At 65.6% G+C, this 16,937-nt stretch carries 17 protein-coding genes and 1 riboswitch; of the genes, 8 read left to right on the top strand and 9 right to left on the bottom strand.

The annotated features are described in order from the left end of the window. Nucleotides 1-13 precede the first annotated feature (13 nt). From K5554_RS01530 to K5554_RS14540, 8 genes are all read left to right on the top strand, one after another. Nucleotides 14-220, top strand: a complete 207-nt coding sequence (locus tag K5554_RS01530; protein ID WP_221039420.1) for a hypothetical protein — start codon at nucleotides 14-16, stop codon at nucleotides 218-220. Beyond that, entirely contained in the window at nucleotides 217-1,695 is a 1,479-nt protein-coding gene (locus K5554_RS01535; RefSeq protein WP_221039421.1) for a sodium:solute symporter family protein, read from the top strand. Before K5554_RS01530 ends, K5554_RS01535 begins: the two co-directional genes overlap by 4 nt. A 299-nt stretch (nucleotides 1,696-1,994) precedes the next feature. Continuing rightward, the gene (gene pyrF / locus K5554_RS01540) at nucleotides 1,995-2,921 is read left to right on the top strand and encodes an orotidine-5'-phosphate decarboxylase (protein ID WP_221039422.1); all 927 of its coding nucleotides are present in this window, start codon (nucleotides 1,995-1,997) and stop codon (nucleotides 2,919-2,921) included. Between the two features lie 5 nt (nucleotides 2,922-2,926). Beyond that, nucleotides 2,927-3,427, top strand: a complete 501-nt coding sequence (locus K5554_RS01545) for a hypothetical protein (RefSeq protein ID WP_221039423.1) — start codon at nucleotides 2,927-2,929, stop codon at nucleotides 3,425-3,427. Between the two features lie 23 nt (nucleotides 3,428-3,450). Next, a complete protein-coding gene (gene pyrE / locus K5554_RS01550) occupies nucleotides 3,451-4,035 on the top strand; it encodes an orotate phosphoribosyltransferase (RefSeq protein ID WP_370636931.1) in 585 nt (194 codons plus the stop codon). 183 nt (nucleotides 4,036-4,218) lie between these two features. Further along, on the top strand, nucleotides 4,219-4,644 hold the full coding sequence (locus K5554_RS01555; protein WP_221039424.1) for a metalloregulator ArsR/SmtB family transcription factor: 426 nt from the start codon (nucleotides 4,219-4,221) through the stop codon (nucleotides 4,642-4,644). 151 nt (nucleotides 4,645-4,795) lie between these two features. Continuing rightward, on the top strand, nucleotides 4,796-6,952 hold the full coding sequence (locus K5554_RS01560; RefSeq protein ID WP_221039425.1) for a heavy metal translocating P-type ATPase: 2,157 nt from the start codon (nucleotides 4,796-4,798) through the stop codon (nucleotides 6,950-6,952). 187 nt (nucleotides 6,953-7,139) lie between these two features. Next, nucleotides 7,140-8,222, top strand: coding sequence for a glycine betaine ABC transporter substrate-binding protein (locus tag K5554_RS14540; protein WP_221039426.1), 1,083 nt, complete (start codon nucleotides 7,140-7,142; stop codon nucleotides 8,220-8,222). A 99-nt stretch (nucleotides 8,223-8,321) separates the two neighbouring features. Here the strand turns inward: K5554_RS14540 and K5554_RS01570 are convergent, their stop codons facing one another. The 9 genes from K5554_RS01570 to K5554_RS01610 all read right to left on the bottom strand — a co-directional run bounded on the left by K5554_RS01570 (nucleotide 8,322) and on the right by K5554_RS01610 (nucleotide 16,907). Next, a complete protein-coding gene (locus K5554_RS01570) occupies nucleotides 8,322-9,089 on the bottom strand; it encodes an energy-coupling factor ABC transporter ATP-binding protein (protein ID WP_221039427.1) in 768 nt (255 codons plus the stop codon). Continuing rightward, a complete protein-coding gene (locus tag K5554_RS01575; protein ID WP_221039428.1) occupies nucleotides 9,086-9,784 on the bottom strand; it encodes an ABC transporter permease in 699 nt (232 codons plus the stop codon). The genes K5554_RS01570 and K5554_RS01575 overlap by 4 nt, the downstream gene beginning before the upstream one ends. 54 nt (nucleotides 9,785-9,838) lie before the next feature. Continuing rightward, on the bottom strand, nucleotides 9,839-10,738 hold the full coding sequence (locus K5554_RS01580) for a substrate-binding domain-containing protein (protein ID WP_255565454.1): 900 nt from the start codon (nucleotides 10,736-10,738) through the stop codon (nucleotides 9,839-9,841). A 72-nt stretch (nucleotides 10,739-10,810) separates the two neighbouring features. Beyond that, a riboswitch (molybdenum cofactor riboswitch) is annotated at nucleotides 10,811-10,928 on the bottom strand. 121 nt (nucleotides 10,929-11,049) lie between these two features. Beyond that, nucleotides 11,050-12,033, bottom strand: a complete 984-nt coding sequence (locus K5554_RS14635) for a molybdenum cofactor synthesis domain-containing protein (protein WP_370636932.1) — start codon at nucleotides 12,031-12,033, stop codon at nucleotides 11,050-11,052. Beyond that, complete coding sequence (gene moaC / locus K5554_RS01590; protein ID WP_221039429.1) at nucleotides 12,021-12,515, bottom strand: cyclic pyranopterin monophosphate synthase MoaC; 495 nt, start codon at nucleotides 12,513-12,515, stop codon at nucleotides 12,021-12,023. Before moaC ends, K5554_RS14635 begins: the two co-directional genes overlap by 13 nt. 3 nt (nucleotides 12,516-12,518) lie before the next feature. Then, nucleotides 12,519-13,490 carry a GTP 3',8-cyclase MoaA gene (moaA, locus tag K5554_RS01595; protein ID WP_221039430.1) on the bottom strand — a complete coding sequence of 324 codons (972 nt, stop codon included), beginning with the start codon at nucleotides 13,488-13,490 and terminating at the stop codon, nucleotides 12,519-12,521. Next, nucleotides 13,462-15,411, bottom strand: coding sequence for a molybdopterin biosynthesis protein (locus K5554_RS01600; protein ID WP_221039431.1), 1,950 nt, complete (start codon nucleotides 15,409-15,411; stop codon nucleotides 13,462-13,464). Before K5554_RS01600 ends, moaA begins: the two co-directional genes overlap by 29 nt. A gap of 40 nt (nucleotides 15,412-15,451) precedes the next feature. Continuing rightward, complete coding sequence (glp, locus tag K5554_RS01605) at nucleotides 15,452-16,684, bottom strand: gephyrin-like molybdotransferase Glp (protein ID WP_255565455.1); 1,233 nt, start codon at nucleotides 16,682-16,684, stop codon at nucleotides 15,452-15,454. Nucleotides 16,685-16,697: 13 nt separating this feature from the next. Next, on the bottom strand, nucleotides 16,698-16,907 hold the full coding sequence (locus K5554_RS01610; RefSeq protein ID WP_221040639.1) for a hypothetical protein: 210 nt from the start codon (nucleotides 16,905-16,907) through the stop codon (nucleotides 16,698-16,700). Nucleotides 16,908-16,937 lie beyond the last annotated feature (30 nt).

Here is a 16,937-nt window from a genome sequence, read left to right on the forward strand (position 1 = left end):
AGGAGGTGTCAGCGTGAAACCTGTAACCTGGTGGTTGTTCGTCATCCTCTTTCTCGCCGCAGCCATCCCCTGGCCCTGGACGGCCCGGCCCGAGCCCTATCTCTTCGGCTGGCTGCCCTTCCCCCTCTTTTACTGGTGGACGCTGGCGGTGCTCAATTTCATTTTCATCCTCTGGGCCGCCAATGAGTGGCTGCGCAGCCAAAGGAGGAAGGCGAAGTGAATACCGGCATACTCTCTTTTGTGATCATCATCGTCTACCTCTTGGTGCTGCTCCTTATTGCTCTGCGGGGTTCCCGCAGCGCTGCGGTAAAAACGGTGGAAGGGTTTTTCCTGGCCGGCCGCGGTGTCAGCGCGGTGCTGCTGCCGCTCACCATGATCGCCGCCCTGCAGAGCACCTTTGCCTTCCTGGGCGGCCCGGGCATGTTCTACCTGCACGGCATCGGTTTTATCGTGATCGTGCTCTCGCAGGTCTGGGTAGCCCTGATGGTGCTCTACTTCGGCCACCGCATCTGGCTCCTGGGCAAGAAGTACGGGTACCTGACCATCGGCGACTTTTTCGCCGACCGTTACAACAGCCGCTTCCTTAAGGTGGTTACGTCCCTGGTATCCATCCTCATGACGGTGGTCTTTTTAGCCATGCAGTATGTGGGCAGCGCTCACGCAATAAGCGGGGTGGCGCAGGGCAGCGTATCGTACACCTTGGCCCTTATCGTCATCGCCGTTTTTTCGGTGATCTACGTGGCCGTCGGCGGTGCCCACTCGGTGGTGCTCACCGACGCCATTCAGGCGGTGGTGCTGCTCATCACCATCGCCGCCGCTGCGGCTGTGGCTTTAATCCCCACCGGGGGCCTGGCGGGCCTCTTTCACCGGGTGATAGACCTGAATCCCAAGCTCCTGGCCCGGCCGGGCGCCGCCGGCCTCTATACGGATAAGGTCTGGCTGATGCAGTTCATCGTGCTGCCCTTTGGTATCTGGCTGACGCCGCACGTTTGGGTGCGCTCGCTCATGGCGAAGGACGAGACGGCCATCGCCCGCTCCGCCCTGGGCATTCCGGTCTCGCAGATCGTCATCTTCGCCACCTCCGGTCTCTTCCTCGGGCTGGCCGGGCAGGTGCTCCTGGGGAAAATCCCGGCGCCGGACAAGGTGGTACCGCTCCTGCTCGTAAAGTACTCCAGCTGGTGGCTGGCCGCACTCATCATGGCCGGGTCCATCGCGGCCGGCGTCTCCACCATCAACTCTATGATCCTCGTCATCGCCCAGATGTTCTCCCAGGACCTTATGGTCCCCATGCTGCGGCGCAAACTCACGGAAGCAGAAAACCTTAAGCTCTCCCGGCTGGTCACCGTGGCCGTGGTCATCGTGAGCGCGCTCATCGCCCTGCGCCCGCCGCAGTCCCTGGTCCAAGTGGTCATCGACGTCGCCTATACGGGGCTGGCTCAGCTGGCACCCGGCTTTTTGGCCGGCCTCTACTGGCGTCGGGCCAACCGGCCTGGGACAACGGCCGGGCTTTTGGCCGGCCTCGCCATCCTCTTTTATACCCGCATCGCCGGCGTCTCCCCGCTGGGCTATCCCGGTTTCCTCTGGGCCTTCTTCACCAACCTGATCCTCACCCTGGTGGTCCCGCTCTTTACGGCGCCGCCGGCCCGGGTCACCGTGGAGCGCATCCACGGGTACCTGGCGCAAATTGGGGAGTAGTGATCTGTTGACAGGTACCGGCACCTGAGGTACAATGTAACAAACAGCAAACCTTTAAGCCATTCCGGGAGAGTGGCAAGGAGACATACGGTCATAGTCAGCCGCCTCTTTGCCCCCCCGGTAAAGAGGCGGTTTTTGTATCCCTTTAAAGGCGGTCCTGTGAGGCCGGGAAGGGTAGAGAGCCTACTTACTCCCTGGTCGCAGGCGGCCGGGGAGTTTTTTCGTGCCGCCGAGGAAGCAGGTTATATTGTACGGGAACAGCCCTTCGCGCCAGCTTGTCAAGCCGAGGAGGTACTACGGTGGAAAGCTTTGTTCAGCGCCTGGAAGACGCTATCGTGACCAAGAAAAGTCCCCTCGTCATCGGACTCGACCCAGACCTGAGCAGGTTCCCGCCTGCCCTGCGCACCGCTGCGGCACAGGACAAGGAAGCCGCGGCGCGCGCCATCTTGGCCTTTAACCGCGCCCTCATCGACGCTACGTGCGAGCTGGCGGCGGCCGTGAAACCCCAGGCCGCTTTTTATGAACGCTACGGCTCCGCCGGCATCCGGGCGCTGGAGGAAACGGCCGCCTACGCCCGCCGGAAAGGCCTGCTGGTGATCCTGGATGCCAAGCGGGGCGACGTACCGAACACTGCCGCCATGTACGCTCAGGCGTACCTCGCCCCGGACAGCCAGGCCGCCTGCCCGGCCGACGCCCTCACGGTGAACCCGTACCTGGGGCGCGACAGCGTGGACCCCTTTGTCCAGGCGGCACAGGAAAACGGCAAGGGTATCTTCGTCCTGGTGCGCACCTCCAACCCGGGAGCCGGCGACCTGCAGGACCTCACGGCGCGTGAAACGGGACGCCCCCTCTGGCAGGAGGTCGCCGCCTGGGCGGCGGCCTGGGCGGAGGCCGCCCGCGGCGCAGAGGTCTACTCGCCCGTGGGTATCGTCGCCGGCATCACTTACCCGGAGGAGGCCGGGTTCCTGCGCCGCCGGCTGCCCCACTCCTACCTCCTCCTTCCCGGCGTGGGGGCCCAGGGCGGCAAAGCCGGCGACACCCTCCCCTGCTTCGACAAGGAGGGGTTGGGCGCGCTGGTGGTGGCGGCGCGCAGCGTTATCTACGCCTTCAGCCGCTCGCCGTATAAGGACCGCTTTACGCCGGACGAATTCGCGGCCGCCTCACGGCAGGCCGCAGCCGACCTCATCGCGGAACTCAGCGCAGCCGGGTACAAAGTGGGGAGGTGAAGGAAATGACCTGTGTCCTGGCGGAAACAGCCGGCCCGTATGAGTTCTTCGCGCTGCTCAAGAAGGAACAAGGCCCGGGAAGTGGGAAAACCGGCGCCGTCTGGATGGAGGTTACCGCCGGCACGCCGGCGCCGGAAGCCGCGCGGCGCATAGCCGAAGCTCGCTACCGACTGCGCCGGCCGCTGGTCGCCGCCCTTGAAGTAGGACTTCCCGCCGCTGCAGACGGACTCCCCCGTCTCGCCCGTGCCGTAGCGGCCGCCGGGGCCGACGCTGTGGTCCTTACCGCGCCGAACGCCCAGCAGGCCTCCCAGGCGCTGGCTGCGGTCCACCCGGCCATCACCCTGCCCCTCATCGTGCGCTGCCCGGTGCTTACCGCAACCGAAGCCGAGGACCTGGTGCACGCCGGCGCCGACGCCGTTCTCCTCGAGAACGCTGCCGAGGCTTCCGGAAAAACTGCGTCATCAGCCCCCTTTGCGCCGGCCCACCAGCCCCCGCCCGCTTGGTGAACACGAAAGGAGCGACTTTCATCATGATGAACAAGGAACAAATCGAAGGCATCCTGCGCCGAACCGGCGCCTACCTGAGCGGCCACTTCCACCTGAGCTCCGGCCGTCACAGCGACACCTACCTGGAGAAATTCGCCGTGTTGCAGCATCCGGAGCACACCGCCGCCCTCTTGACCGAGCTGGCCGCACGCGTGCGAGGGCTTGAGCCGGACGTGGTGGTGGGCCCAGCCACGGGCGGCATTATCCTGGCCTACGAGCTGGGGCGCCAACTGGGTACGCGCGCCCTCTTCACCGAACGGGAAAACGGCGTTATGAAACTGCGCCGCGGCTTTACCCTGGAGCCCGGCGAAAAGGTCCTCGTGGTGGAGGACATCGTCACCACCGGCGGTTCCGTGCGCGAAGTGTTGAGCGCCTTGGAAAAGGCCCAGGCGCATGTGGTGGGCATCGCCTGCCTGGTGGAGCGCAGCGGCGGCCGAGTGGACTTCGGTTTCCCCCTCTTCCCGCTCCTCACCCTCGACATCCCCAGCTGGGAACCCGCCGCCTGTCCGCTCTGTGCCCAGGGAGTACCAATTGAAGAGCCGGGCAGCCGCTACCTGAAAAAGCACTGAACCCCACGGCCACGGTCGAGCCCCGCCTTCGCCCCTACAGCTGAACTGTAGGGGCTTTTTCTAATCGCAGGCTGGTTCTTGCGGCTCAAGGTTCCTATGCCCGCATCGCTTGACCATGCGCGGGCAATGGTATATACTCACCTTGGAACGCTTGAACAACTGTTTTAATGAGGTGGGAAATAGATGAACAGCGGGTCGGGGCCGGCAGAAAAGGCAGCGCGCAGTGTAAAGTGCGGCGGCGCCGTAAGCGGGGGTGCGCGTTCGGACGACGGCATCTGCCAGGTTTTCGCCGTGGACGCGGAAAAAGTGGCCCGCTGGGTGGGGACCCTGCCCCCCTTGGCGCCGGTGGCCGAGCTCTTCAAGGCGCTGGCCGACGAGACACGGGCCAAGATCCTCTACCTCCTCGCCCACGAGGAGTTTTGTGTCTGCGACCTGGCGACCATCCTCGGCACCACCGTTTCCAACGTCTCGCATCACCTGCGGCTGCTGCGGGCACAGCACCTGGTAAAGTACCGGCGCGAGGGCAAGATGGCCCTTTATTCCCTGGCCGATGCCCACGTACTGCACCTTATTAGTGAGGCCTGCGATCACGCCGGGCACCAGCGGTAACCCATGTCCCTAACCCAGGCCCGCCGCGCGCGCCCGCACCCCGCCCGGGTAGGCAATGCGTAACAGGTAAGTAAAGCGTATAACCTTGGCACAAGTTAAGTTCGATCCATCCAATTCTCTTAAAGAAAAACTTCAAGAAAGGGGCCGCGCCATGCGCTACATCTTAGAGGGCCTCGATTGTGCAAGCTGCGCCGCCAAGATTGAGAAAGAGCTGCGCAAGATCAAGGGACTGGAGCATGTTACGGTGAATTTTGCCGGCCGGAGCGTGGAAGTGCCGGCTGAGCTCTGCGCTGCGGCCCAGGCGGCCATCACCCGGGTGGAACCGGAGGTAACCCTTGTTCCCACCGGAAGAGGCGATAAAGAAGAAGGAAGAAGAAAAGGAAAAGAAGAGGGACGGGAAGGAGAAGAAGACGACGAAAAAGAAGTGCGGCGCACCCTCTTTTTCATCGGGGCGGCGGCACTCCTTCTTGCCTTTGGGGTCCTTTATAACCGCCGCCTGCACGCCACCCCCTACGCCTGGGCTGAGTACGCCGTGCTCCTTACGGCCTACCTTCTTGTGGGCTGGCCGGTGCTGCGCCGGGCTGTGCTCAACCTGCTGCACCGCGACTTCTTCGACGAAAGCTTCCTCATGACAGCGGCTACCCTGGGGGCCGTGGCCATTCACCAGCTGCCTGAGGCGGCAGCCGTGATGCTGTTTTATGCCGTGGGGGAATACCTGCAGGACCGCGCGGTGGACCGTTCCCGCCGCTCCATCGCAGCGCTCCTCAATATCCGGCCGGATCACGCCAATCTCAAGCTGAACGGTGAGGTGCAGGCGGTGCCTCCTGAAGAAGTACCGGTGGGCGCCAGCATCATCGTCAAGCCCGGCGAGCGCGTCCCCCTGGACGGCCAAGTCGTGGAAGGAACGTCGTTTCTCGATACCTCGGCCCTCACCGGTGAGGCGGTGCCACACAAGGTGGAGCCGGGCGAGACCGTCCTGGCCGGGATGGTAAACGGCCAGGGCCTCCTTACCGTCAAGGTCGCCAAGAGCTTCGGCGAGTCCGCCGTCGCCCGGATCCTGCAGCTGGTGGAAGAAGCGGGGGCACGCAAGGCTCCCACCGAGCAGTTCATCAGCGTCTTCGCCCGTTACTACACGCCGGCGGTGGTCGGCGCCGCCCTGGCGGTGGCCCTGGTGCCGCCGCTCCTTCTTCCCGGCGCCGCCTTTTCGGAGTGGGTGTACCGTGCCCTGGTGCTCCTGGTAATCTCCTGCCCCTGCGCTCTCGTGGTTTCCATCCCCCTGGGGTATTTCGGCGGCATCGGCGGGGCCTCGCGCCAGGGCATTCTGGTCAAAGGGGCCAACTTCCTGGACGCCCTCACGGCGCTTCACACCGTGGCCTTCGATAAGACCGGGACGTTGACCAAGGGCGTGTTTCGCGTCACCAAAGTGGTACCTTACAACGGCTTCAGCGAAAAAGAGCTCCTCGGCACCGCCGCTGCTGCTGAGGCCTACTCCACCCACCCCATCGCCCAATCCATCCGCCAGGCCTACGGTTGGGATATTCCCGCAGACCAGGTGCACAATTACCGGGAAATCCCCGGCCACGGCGTCGCCGCCGAGGTACAGGGAAAAACGGTGCTCGTCGGCAACGACCGGCTGCTTCACCGCGAGGGCATCGCCCACGGGGCGGAGGTGTGCCATCTGGAAGGGACGAGCGTTCATGTGGCCGTGGCCGGGACCTTCGCCGGTTACATCGTCATCGCCGACGAGCTCAAAGAAGACGCCGGCGAGGCCGTGCGCCACCTGAAGGAGCTGGGAGTAGCCAAGGTGGTGCTCCTTACCGGAGACGAGGAAAGCGCCGCCCGGCGCGTGGCCGAGACTCTAGGGCTGGATGCCTGCTTTGCCGGCCTTCTTCCCGAGGATAAGGTTCGCAAAATCGAAGAACTCATGGCGGCGCTCCCCGAGCGGCGCCGGCACAAGCTCGCCTTTGTCGGCGACGGCATCAACGACGCCCCGGTTATCACCCGGGCCGACATCGGTGTGGCCATGGGAGCCCTCGGCTCCGACGCCGCCATTGAAGCGGCAGACGTGGTGCTGATGGAAGACTCGCCGGGGCGCCTGGCTGCTGCCCTTGAGATAGCGCGGCACACACGCCGCATCGTAACCGAGAACATCGTCCTCGCCCTCGCCATCAAGGCTTTCTTCTTCGGCCTAGGCATCCTCGGCCTCGCCAGCATCTGGGAAGCTGTGTTTGCCGACGTCGGCGTCACCGTCCTCGCCGTCCTTAACGCCACCCGCACCCTGAACTACCGGCGCCCTTCATCGTCTTAGGATTCCATGCACCCAGAAGTGCGCTGCAATCACTTACCCAGAGTGAGCTGAAGCCTTCAATCCTTTTCTGAAGCACCCAAGGGGTGACCGCCACCGGTCACCCCTTTTTCAGTCCCGCCTGGGCTGTTCGCACCTTTTCGCATCTTTGAGAGAAACGTTGAAAAGTTGATACCTGACCCCAAACAACTTGATAGTTGTACGGAACCTGTACAAAATCTTCGGCCCTCGGCCCCAGTCCGTTTTTCCTTTGCTGGAGCAGGGACTCGGCAAAGAAAAAATCCTGGTGGAAACGGGGCATACCGTTGGTATCAACAATGCGTCGTTTGCCGTGCGCCGGGGCGAAATCTTTGTGGTAATGGGTCTTTCAGGAAGTGGCAAGTCCACCCTGATCCGCTGCCTTAATCGCCTGATAGAACCCACGCGGGGTAAGGTGTTGGTTGAGGGCAGGGACATCACCGCTCTGGATACGGCAGAATTGCGGCAGCTACGCCGGGAAAAGCTGGCCATGGTCTTTCAACGCTTTGGCCTCTTCCCGCACCGCACCGTCCTCGGCAATGTGGAGTATGGGCTGGAGGTGCAGGGAATCCCTGCCCCTAAGCGGCGCGAGAAGGCGCGGCAGGCCCTCGAGCTGGTGGGCCTCACCGGCTGGGAGGCGGCCTATCCTTCTGCCTTAAGCGGGGGAATGCAGCAGCGGGTAGGGCTGGCGCGCGCCTTGGCCACCGAGCCGGAGGTACTGCTCATGGACGAGGCCTTCAGCGCCCTGGATCCTTTGATCCGCAAGCAGATGCAGGATGAGCTCTTGAACCTGCAGTCGCAGGTAAAAAAGACGATAGTTTTCATCACCCACGATCTGGCCGGGGCCGGCATCATGAAAGCCACCGCCAAGGCCATTCAGGATTACGGCCTAAAGCTGAAGCTGGTCGAAGGCAGCGAACCGGCCATGACGGCAGCCCTCAAGAAGGCCATCGACAACAAGGAGTGGATTGTGGTCACCGGCTGGGCGCCCCACTGGAAGTTCGCCCGCTGGGATCTCAAGTTCCTGGAAGACCCCAAGAAGGACTATGGTGAAGTCGAGAACATTCACATCACCGCCCGCAAAGGGCTGGCAGAAGATATGCCGGAAGTGGCCGACTTCCTGAAAAACTTCAAGCTCAACGCCCAGCAGCTGGGTGACTTGGAAGGCCGCATCGCCGACGGGGAGGAGCCGCCGGCGGCAGCCAAGGCCTGGATGGCCGAGAACAAAGACGTCGTCGACAGCTGGTGGAAGTAACCGGGAATAAGAATGCATCTTAACCACCCCGCCCAGCCGCATCGTCAAGAACATCCTGGAAAAAGAGCTGGGCTGCAAGGGTCCGGCTGCCGCAACTACTTATTGCGCTTCAGGTTGTGGTTTTTGCAGAATTGATAAAAACGCTGCTAAGTTGATACCTGACCCCGGGTGGGCGAGGGCGCCCCAGCGCGGGTGGGCGGCGATGGCCGCAGGCGTACCCTCGGCCTGCACTGCGCCACCGGCCAGCACCGCCACGCGGGTGGCCAGCGCGCTCACCTCGCGGAAGTCGTGGGTCACAAGGACTGCTGTGGTGCCCGTGCTGCCGAGTACGTTCTTGAACTCCTGGATGAGTCCGGCGCGCGCAATGACGTCCACCGAAGCAAAGGGCTCATCGAGCAGCAGTACCTCCGGTTCCAGAGCGAAGGCCCTGGCCAGGCTCACCCGCTGGGCTTCGCCGCCCGAAAGGGTGAGGGCCGGCTGGTCGGCCAGGTGGAGCACGCCGAAGCGCTCCAGCCAGACCCGGGCCTTGGCCTCCGCCTCCCGGCGCCGGCCGCGCAGCTTAAGCCCCACCGCCGCGTTCTCGAGCACCGTGGTATCGAGGAGCAGCGGTTCCTGAAACACCACCGCGAGCCGGCGGCGCACGGCAAGGGCGTTGGCGCGCGTGACGCGCTGGCCGTGGAAGAACACGGCCCCGCTTTTCGGCAGGTCCAGGCAGGCCAGGGCGGTAAGCAGTGTGCTCTTGCCCGCGCCGTTGGGGCCGATGACGGCGAGCACTTCGCCCGGCTCCACCGTAAGGTGGGCGACGCTTAAGATGCGCCGCCCGCCTTTTCTTATCACCATGTCGCGCGCTTCCAGCACCGCCGTCACAAGCGCCGCCTCCTCTGCTGCACGATGGTGAGGACATACGTGATGCTGTAGGCGAGAAGCATGAGAACAAACCCCAAAGCCAAGGCCATGTCGAAGTTCCCTTTGCTCACCTCGAGCACGATGGCCGTGGTGAGGACGCGCGTGTACCAGCGCACGTTGCCGCCCACCGCCATGGACGCCCCCACCTCGGAGATGACGCTTCCCAGGCCGGCCATCACCGCCGCCAGGATCCCGAAGCGCACCTCGCGGATGATGAGCCACCAGAACTGAAGCGGTGAGGCGCCCAGGGCCAAAACCTGAAGGCGCAGTTTCGGGTTGAGCTGTTGCACCGCAGCCATGGTGAGGCCGGTCACCACCGGCGCCGCGATCACCGCCTGGGCGATAACGATGGCCGTGGGGGTGTACATGAGGTTAAGCATGCCCAACGGCCCGTTGCGCCAGAGGAGGATGCTCACCCAGAGCCCCACCACCGTGGGCGGCAGGCCCATCCCGGTATTCACAGCGCCTACCAGAAGCTCCCGGCCCCGAAAGCGCGCCACCGCCAGGTACAGCCCCAAAGGCACGCCCAAACCCAGGCTGATCAGGGTGGCCAGGCCCGACACCCGCAGGGTGAGGAAGGTAATCTGCAGCACCTCCGGGTCGCCGCTTACGAGCAGGCGGAAGGCCTTGGCCAGACCTTGCACCACTAAATCCATTTTATCACCTTAGGCTCGGGAGACCGGCACTGGCGCGGCCCCCCGGTGTTCACCCTAATAGGTGTCCGGCTTCCCGGCATCCGGGAAGAAGAGGGACTGGCCGAACTTGTCTTTGCCGAAGTCGCCAATCACCTTTTGCGTTTCAGCGTCCACCATAAAGTCGGCAAAGGCCTTGCCGCCGGCGGCGTTCACCTTGGGGAACTTATCGGGGTTGACCTGCATCACGTGGTACACGTTAAGGAGCGACTTGTCTCCCTCGAGCAGGATGGTGAGGGCCAGGTTCTTCTTGAGCGCCAGGTAGGTGGCACGGTCGGTCAGGGTGTAGCCGCCCTTTTCCGAGGCGATGTTCAGCGTCTGGCCCATGCCGGTACCGGACTCCTGGTACCAGGAACCCTTGGGTTCGATTTGGGCTGCTTTCCAGAGCTCGAGCTCCTTCTTGTTGGTCCCGGAGTCGTCGCCGCGCGAGACGAAGAGGGCCTTGGCCTGGGCGATCTTCTTGAAGGCATCCGCCGTGGTGGCCGAACCCTTGATCTTGGCGGGGTCCTTTTCCGGCCCGACGATGATGAAGTCGTTGTGCATGACCAGCCGGCGGTCAATGGCCGCCCCGCTTTCCACTACCTTCTTCTCCGCTGCCGGGGCGTGCACCAGGAGCACGTCCGCCTCGCCCCGCTCGCCCATGGCCAGGGCCTGGCCGGTGCCGACCGCCACCGTCTTTACCCGGTAGCCCGTCTTCTGCTCAAAAATGGGGATGAGGACATCCAAGAGGCCGCTGTCCTGGGTGCTGGTGGTGGTGGCGAGGATGACCTCTTTACTGCCCGCCGGGGCACCGGCCGGCTGCGCCGGCTCCTTACCGGCTTCCTGATCGGCCTGCTGCTCCGGCCGGGCCTTCGGCGCGCAGCCGAAGAGGGCCAGGGCAAGCAGAACACAGAGGGCCACGACAAGATACTTTTTCACCTGCGGTCTCTCCTTTGCGGCAGTTTACCCCCTCCGTGCACCTCCTTTTGCCGCCCGGTACCGGCCCGGGGGGCGGCCGGCCCTGCACCTTCTTTCCAAATGCGGGAGGCCAGGCTGTTTCCGGCCTAACCCTAACGCCCCGCCGCCGTAGCTCCCGCCTTAGGCGCACGGGGTCGAAGATGCTGACCGCCGGGAACTGCTTGGGAGCCGGAAAGAGCGGCTTCCCGCCTACCGGACAATACACGAATTACGCCGGTCGGCGGACAACCCCTCTAAGGCGGATGAGCGTTCCTACGGTCAACGTGCAGACTCTACTCGGCTTCGCCTTGGAACGAATGGACGGCTTTGAACTGCCGGTCGGCCGCAGGCCGCCCGCACTCGGCGGCGCGGCCGGTGAGGACGGCCAGGCCGTGCGGCAGGGCCGGCAGGATGACGCTGAGGTTTTCCTCCACACCGCGGGGGCTGCCGGGGAGGTTCACGATCAGCGTACGCCCGCGGATGCCGGCTACGGCGCGGGAAAGGAGGGCGTGCGGCGTTTTGGCGAAGCCCGCCGCGCGCATGGCCTCGGGGAGGCCAGGCACCAGCTGGTCGACCACGTCCAGGGTGGCCTCCGGGGTAACGTCGCGAGGTCCGAGCCCCGTGCCGCCGGTGGTAAGGATAAGGTCGATGGCCCGCTCGTCGGCCAAGCGCTTAAGCTCGGCCGCGAGCTCTTCGCGCTCGTCGGGCAGAACCTTGTACTCCACCACCTCGCCCAGCTCTGCCACCAGCCGGCGAATCACCTGGGCGCCGGTATCTTCGCGTTCCCCGCGCGCCCCCTTGTCGCTGGCGGTGACGATGGCCAGGCGGTAACCTTCTTCGATCAGGATGGGATCACCGTTTCTAACCCGGCCCCCTAAGAGCACGCGGGCGAAGATCCCTTCGCGGGGCATGATGCAGTCGCCCACCTGCTGGTAGATGGCGCAGCCGTGGTGGCACTTTTTCCCGATCTGGGTGACCTCCAGCAGCACGTCCGCGCCTACCTTCAGGCGGGTGCCGACGGGCAGGTGGGCAACGTCAATTCCTTCGGTGGTAAGGTTCTCCCCAAAGTCGCCGGGAACCAGCTTAATCCCCTTGGCGATCATCTTATCGACACTCTCTTGAGCCAAGAGGCTCACCTGCCGGTGCCACGGACCGGCATGGGCGTCGCCCTCGACACCGTAACCGGGTCTAAAGACCCCTTCTCCCCGGTCCTCTTTGCGGGTTCCCTTGGCGGTGCTGGTACAGACCGCCTTTACGCGGCCGGCTACCCTTCCCATGGTTCCTCACCCTCCCGCCGGTAAATACCGCTCTTGCCGCCGGACTTGGCCACCAGGCGGATGTGCTCGATGCTCATACCTTTGTCCACGGCCTTGCACATGTCGTAAACGGTCAGGGCAGCCACGCTCACCGCTGTAAGCGCTTCCATCTCGGCACCGGTCCGGCCGGCCAGCGTCACCTCTGCCTCAATCTCCACGCAGCTCGCCCCTTTATCCAGTCTGAGCCGCACCTCTACCCCGCCCAGGTTGAGCGGGTGGCACAAGGGGATAAGGTGCGGCGTTTCTTTCGCCGCCATAATGCCGGCCAGGCGCGCCGCCGCCAGCACATCGCCCTTGGGGACGCCGCCTGCAGCGATCAGCGCCAGCGTGGCCGGGGCCATCTTAACCGCCCCCCGCGCCACCGCACGGCGCTGGGTGACCGGCTTTTGCCCCACGTTCACCATGTGGGCTTCGCCGGCCGGCGTAAGATGCGTAAGTTCCATGCTCTAGCCCCCTATCTGGCACATCACGCGGGTGTGCTCGGTATAGCTCGCCAGGTCGTGGTGGGTCGGCTTCAGCTCCAGCGCCCGCCGGAAAGCACCCTTCAGTTCCCCGGTGCCGGCACCGCCCCGCAGCAGCCCCCGCACGTCCACCTCCACGTCGGACGCCAGGCAGGGCTTGAGCCGGCCATCGGCCGTAAGGCGCAGGCGGTTGCAGCGCGCGCAAAAGGCTTCCGAAAGGGCGGCGATGAAACCCACCGTCCCCGGTGCCCCCGGGAAGCGCCAGGCTGCCGCCGGGCCCGCCCCGGCCACGTCGGCCGGCTCCAAGAGCCCTGCCTTTTCCACGGCCGACCGGACGGCCGCCATGGGCAGGGCATGGGCCGCCGCCCAGTCGAGGTCCGCCCCCAGCGGCATCACCTCAATAAAGCGCACGTGCAGGGGAAGCCGGCGCGTAAGGGCCGCGAGCTCACCGATCTCATCGTCATTCACCCCGGCCAAGGCCACCGTGTTGATCTTCACCGGGTCAAGGCCCACCGCCAGGGCAGCCTCGATCCCCGCCCAGGCATCGGCCAGGGTGCCCCGGCGGGTGATGGCCCGAAAGCGCTCCGGCCGCAGCGTGTCTAAGCTGACATTTACCCGTTTCAGCCCGGCCTGCTTGAGCGGCGCCGCCAGCGGGGCCAGCAACGTGCCGTTGGTCGTTAAGGAAAGGTCCTCAAGGCCAGGGATGGCGGCGAGCTGGGCCACCAGCTTGGTAAGCCCCAGGCGCGCCAGCGGCTCCCCGCCGGTCAGGCGTACCCGCCGGATACCCAGGCTCACCCCTACCTCCACCAGGCGCACGATCTCTTCGTAGTGCAGAATCTCGTCGTGGGCCTTGGGCCGTACCCCTTGCGGCGGCAGGCAGTACAGGCAGCGCAGGTTGCAGCGGTCCGTCACCGAAACCCGCAGGTAATCAATCTCCCGTCCCAGCCGGTCGCGCATCCTCCTCCCCCCTTCGTGGCCACTGGATCTTGCCGGTATCCCTGAGGTCGTAGCCCCCCAGGGCTGTAACCTGTTCTTTGAATTCGGGACTCTGGATGATGCTCAGGACGGCCCTGACCCCGGGGTGATCCAGGTAAACAGCAGGGATGGCCAGGTCGTAGCGTTCCGCCCGCCAGGGAATGAAGTCCAGCTCCAGGGCGCGCGCCGCCGACAGGACACCTAAGCCCACGTCCGCCGCCCCGCTCTTTACGGCTGCCGCCACTGCGGTGTGGGTGTACTCCTCGCGCTGGTAGCCCTGGATCTTCTGCGGGTCGATGCCTTCCTCCTTCAAGGCCCGGTCGAGGAGCACCCGCGTGCCGGCACCTTTCTGCCGGTTGATGAAGGTAACATCCGGACGGGTAAGGTCGGCCAGCGTCCGGATTTCTTTCGGATTCCCCGGCGGCACCAGCAAGCCTTGCTCGCGGTAAACGAGGGTGATAAGGTACACCTCTTCCTCAGGAAGATACCGTTTGAGGTAGGGGATGTTGTACTCGCCGGTTTCCTCATCCAGGAGGTGCGTTCCCGCCAGGTGGGCCTCACCGCGGCGCAGGGCGAGAAGTCCCCCCAGGCTCCCCACATGGGCGGAGGAGAGCGTAAATTCCGGGTATTTCTCCCGCAGCAGGTTGGCGATGATGTCGAGCGTGAGGTCGTGGCTGCCGACGGCCACCACCGTGCCCCGGATTTCCATCTCGCTCTTGAGCAAGCTGACCTCCACCTGCGCCCCCGCCTTGATCCCCTCGCTGCCGCGCGGCACCTTCAGGATCCCGTCGGCCCGCACGAGGGAGGTGGTGAGGGCGGCGCCGCGCGGGAGCGGCGTGGCCATAAGGTGGGGGCCGACGGGGCCGAGCTTGACGCGCACGAACTCGTCCACGCCCAGGGGCGAAGTGAGGCTGCGGGCCAGACGGGCCGTAACCTTGGGCGGCTCTTCCGGCGGGAGGCCCAGGAGGCGGGTGAGAAGCGGCTTGAGGTACAGCTCGAGCGCCAGCACGGCCGAAGCCGGGTAACCCGGTACGCCGATCGTTGGTTTGCCCTGGACGCTGCCTAGAATAACCGGTTTCCCCGGCCGGGTGGCCGCACCGTGCACGAACAGCCGCCCCAGCTCGCCGATGACGCGGGCGCTGAAATCCTCCGAACCGGCAGAAGAGCCGGCGTTGATGAGAATGACATCCGCCGCGCCGGCTGCCTGGGCCACCCGCGCTTTAATCAGCTCGTAATCGTCCGGGGTGATGGGAAAGACCACCGGTTCCGCTCCCCACTCCTTCACCTGGGCCGCGAAGATGGTGGAGTTGAACTCGATGATCTCGCCCGGCGCCGGCTCCTTCCCCGGCGGCACCAGCTCGGTGCCCGTGGGCAGGATCGCCACGCGCGGGCGGCGGCGGACGGCGATTGCCGTGGCACCTCCGGCCAGGAGGGCCCCCAAGTCCACGGGGCGCAGACGGTGATTGGCCGGGAGGATAAGCTCCGTCTGGACCATGTCTTCGCCCAAGAGGCGTACATTCTCCCAAGGGCTCACCGCCTGGATGATCTCCAGTTCGCCACCCGGCAGCTCGTGCAGGTCCTCCACCATGATCACCGCGTTGGTGCCGGGAGGCAGCGGATCCCCCGTATCCACCCAGAAGGCGTCCTCCCCCACTGTGAGCCGCACCGGGCTGGTCTCGCTCGCCCCGAAGGTGACCTTGGCCGCCACCGCCACGCCGTCCATGGCCGCAGCGTGGTAGTGGGGCGAGGAGAGGCGGGCGAAGACGGGGGCGGCCGTGACGCGCCCGGCACACTCCGGCACGGGCAGGGTCTCGGGCGGCATCACCCGGCCGGCGAAGGGCGTAAGGAAGGCCTGCCGCGCTTCTTCGTACGGGATGTCCTCAAGGTACACCTGTCGCTCCATGCTATCGCTCCTAACTTTTCCTGCGTAGCCGAACAAGGGCTCAGAGCAGGTACACTTCAACTTCCTCCCCGGCCCGCAGGCCTTCGCGGGCAGGCGGGATCACGATGGTGCCATCGGCCCGCACCAGGGTGGTGATGAGGCCCGACTTGCCCAGAACGGGCTCGGCCGTGAGGCCTTCCGCCGTCTCCACCAGGCGCACGCGCACGTGGTCCTCGCGCCCGGCGGCGGAGGCCAGGTTGCGCGCCAGGCGGGCCCGCACGCCGGCCTGTGGCCGTGTCTTCAGCCTGAGGAGCCGCGCGATGGCCGGCCGCACGAAGAGATCAAACGTCACCAGAGCGGAGACCGGGTGGCCGGGGAGGCCGAAAACGGGTTTCCCCTGGCAGAGGGCGATGAGCACCGGTTTCCCTGGGCGCAGCGCCACACCGTGCACCAGCACCCCCGGCGGCCCCAGCTCGGCCAGCACCCGGGCCGCCACATCGCGCACCCCCACCGAGCTCCCGCCCGAGAGCACCACCAGGTCGGCCCCTTCCAGCCCGCGCCGCACGCCGGCCAGCACCGCCTGGTACTCGTCCCGCGCCAGCCCCAGGTAAACCGGCTCGCCCCCGGCAGCTGCCACCGCAGCGCCCAGAGAGTAACTGTTGCTGTCGCGGATCTGACCGGGCGCCGGCGTAACCTCGGGAGGTACAATCTCGTCGCCGGTGGAAAGCACCGCTACGCGCGGCCGCCGCCCCACCGGCACCGTCGTAATGCCAAGGGCCGCCAGCGCCCCGACATCGGCCGGGCGCAGGCGAGCACCCGCCGGCAGGAGCTCTTCCCCGGCCGCCGCGTCTTCCCCGGCCCGGATCACGTTCTCGCCCGGCGCCACCGGGCGCAGAACGGCAAACGAGGTCGCATCCAGCTCCTCCGTGTACTCCACCATCACCACCGCGTCCGCCCCGGGCGGGAGCATCCCCCCCGTGGCGATACGGCTTGCCTGCCCCGGTGCCAGTGCCTTTTGCGGCACGGCCCCCATGCGGATGTCCTCGAGCAGGTCGAGGAGCGCCGGCAGGCCCTCGCTGGCTCCAAACGTATCCGCCGCCCGCACGGCATACCCGTCCACCGTGGAGCGGGTGTAGGGCGGCACGTCCTCCGCGGCGCGGACGGGCTCGGCCAGCACCCGGCCCACCGCCGCCGTCAGCGGCACCCGCTTCACCTCGAGCGGCTGCGGCTGCCAGCGGGAAAAAAGCTCCTCCCGCGCCGCCGCCACCGGCCGCACGTGAAAAAAGTCGTCCAACCCGGCGCCCCCCTCAGAAGCAGCCCAAGCGGCAGGCGGTGATCTTAAGTCCCAGTTCGTCGGCCGCGGCGCCCACCCGCCGCGGCTCGACCCCCAGCCGCTCGGCGAGAGCGGTGGCCTGGGCGCAGCTCACCTTACCGTCCTTGGCCAGCTTAAGCAGTTCTTCTTTCAGCACCGCCGTACTCTTCTCTTGCGGTTTGAGTTTGCCCAATTCTTCCGCCATTTTGCACACCCCCATCGCGAATAATCAGAA

This window comes from Gelria sp. Kuro-4, from assembly GCF_019668485.1.
Classification (GTDB): Bacteria; Bacillota; DTU030; order DUMP01; family DUMP01; genus DUMP01.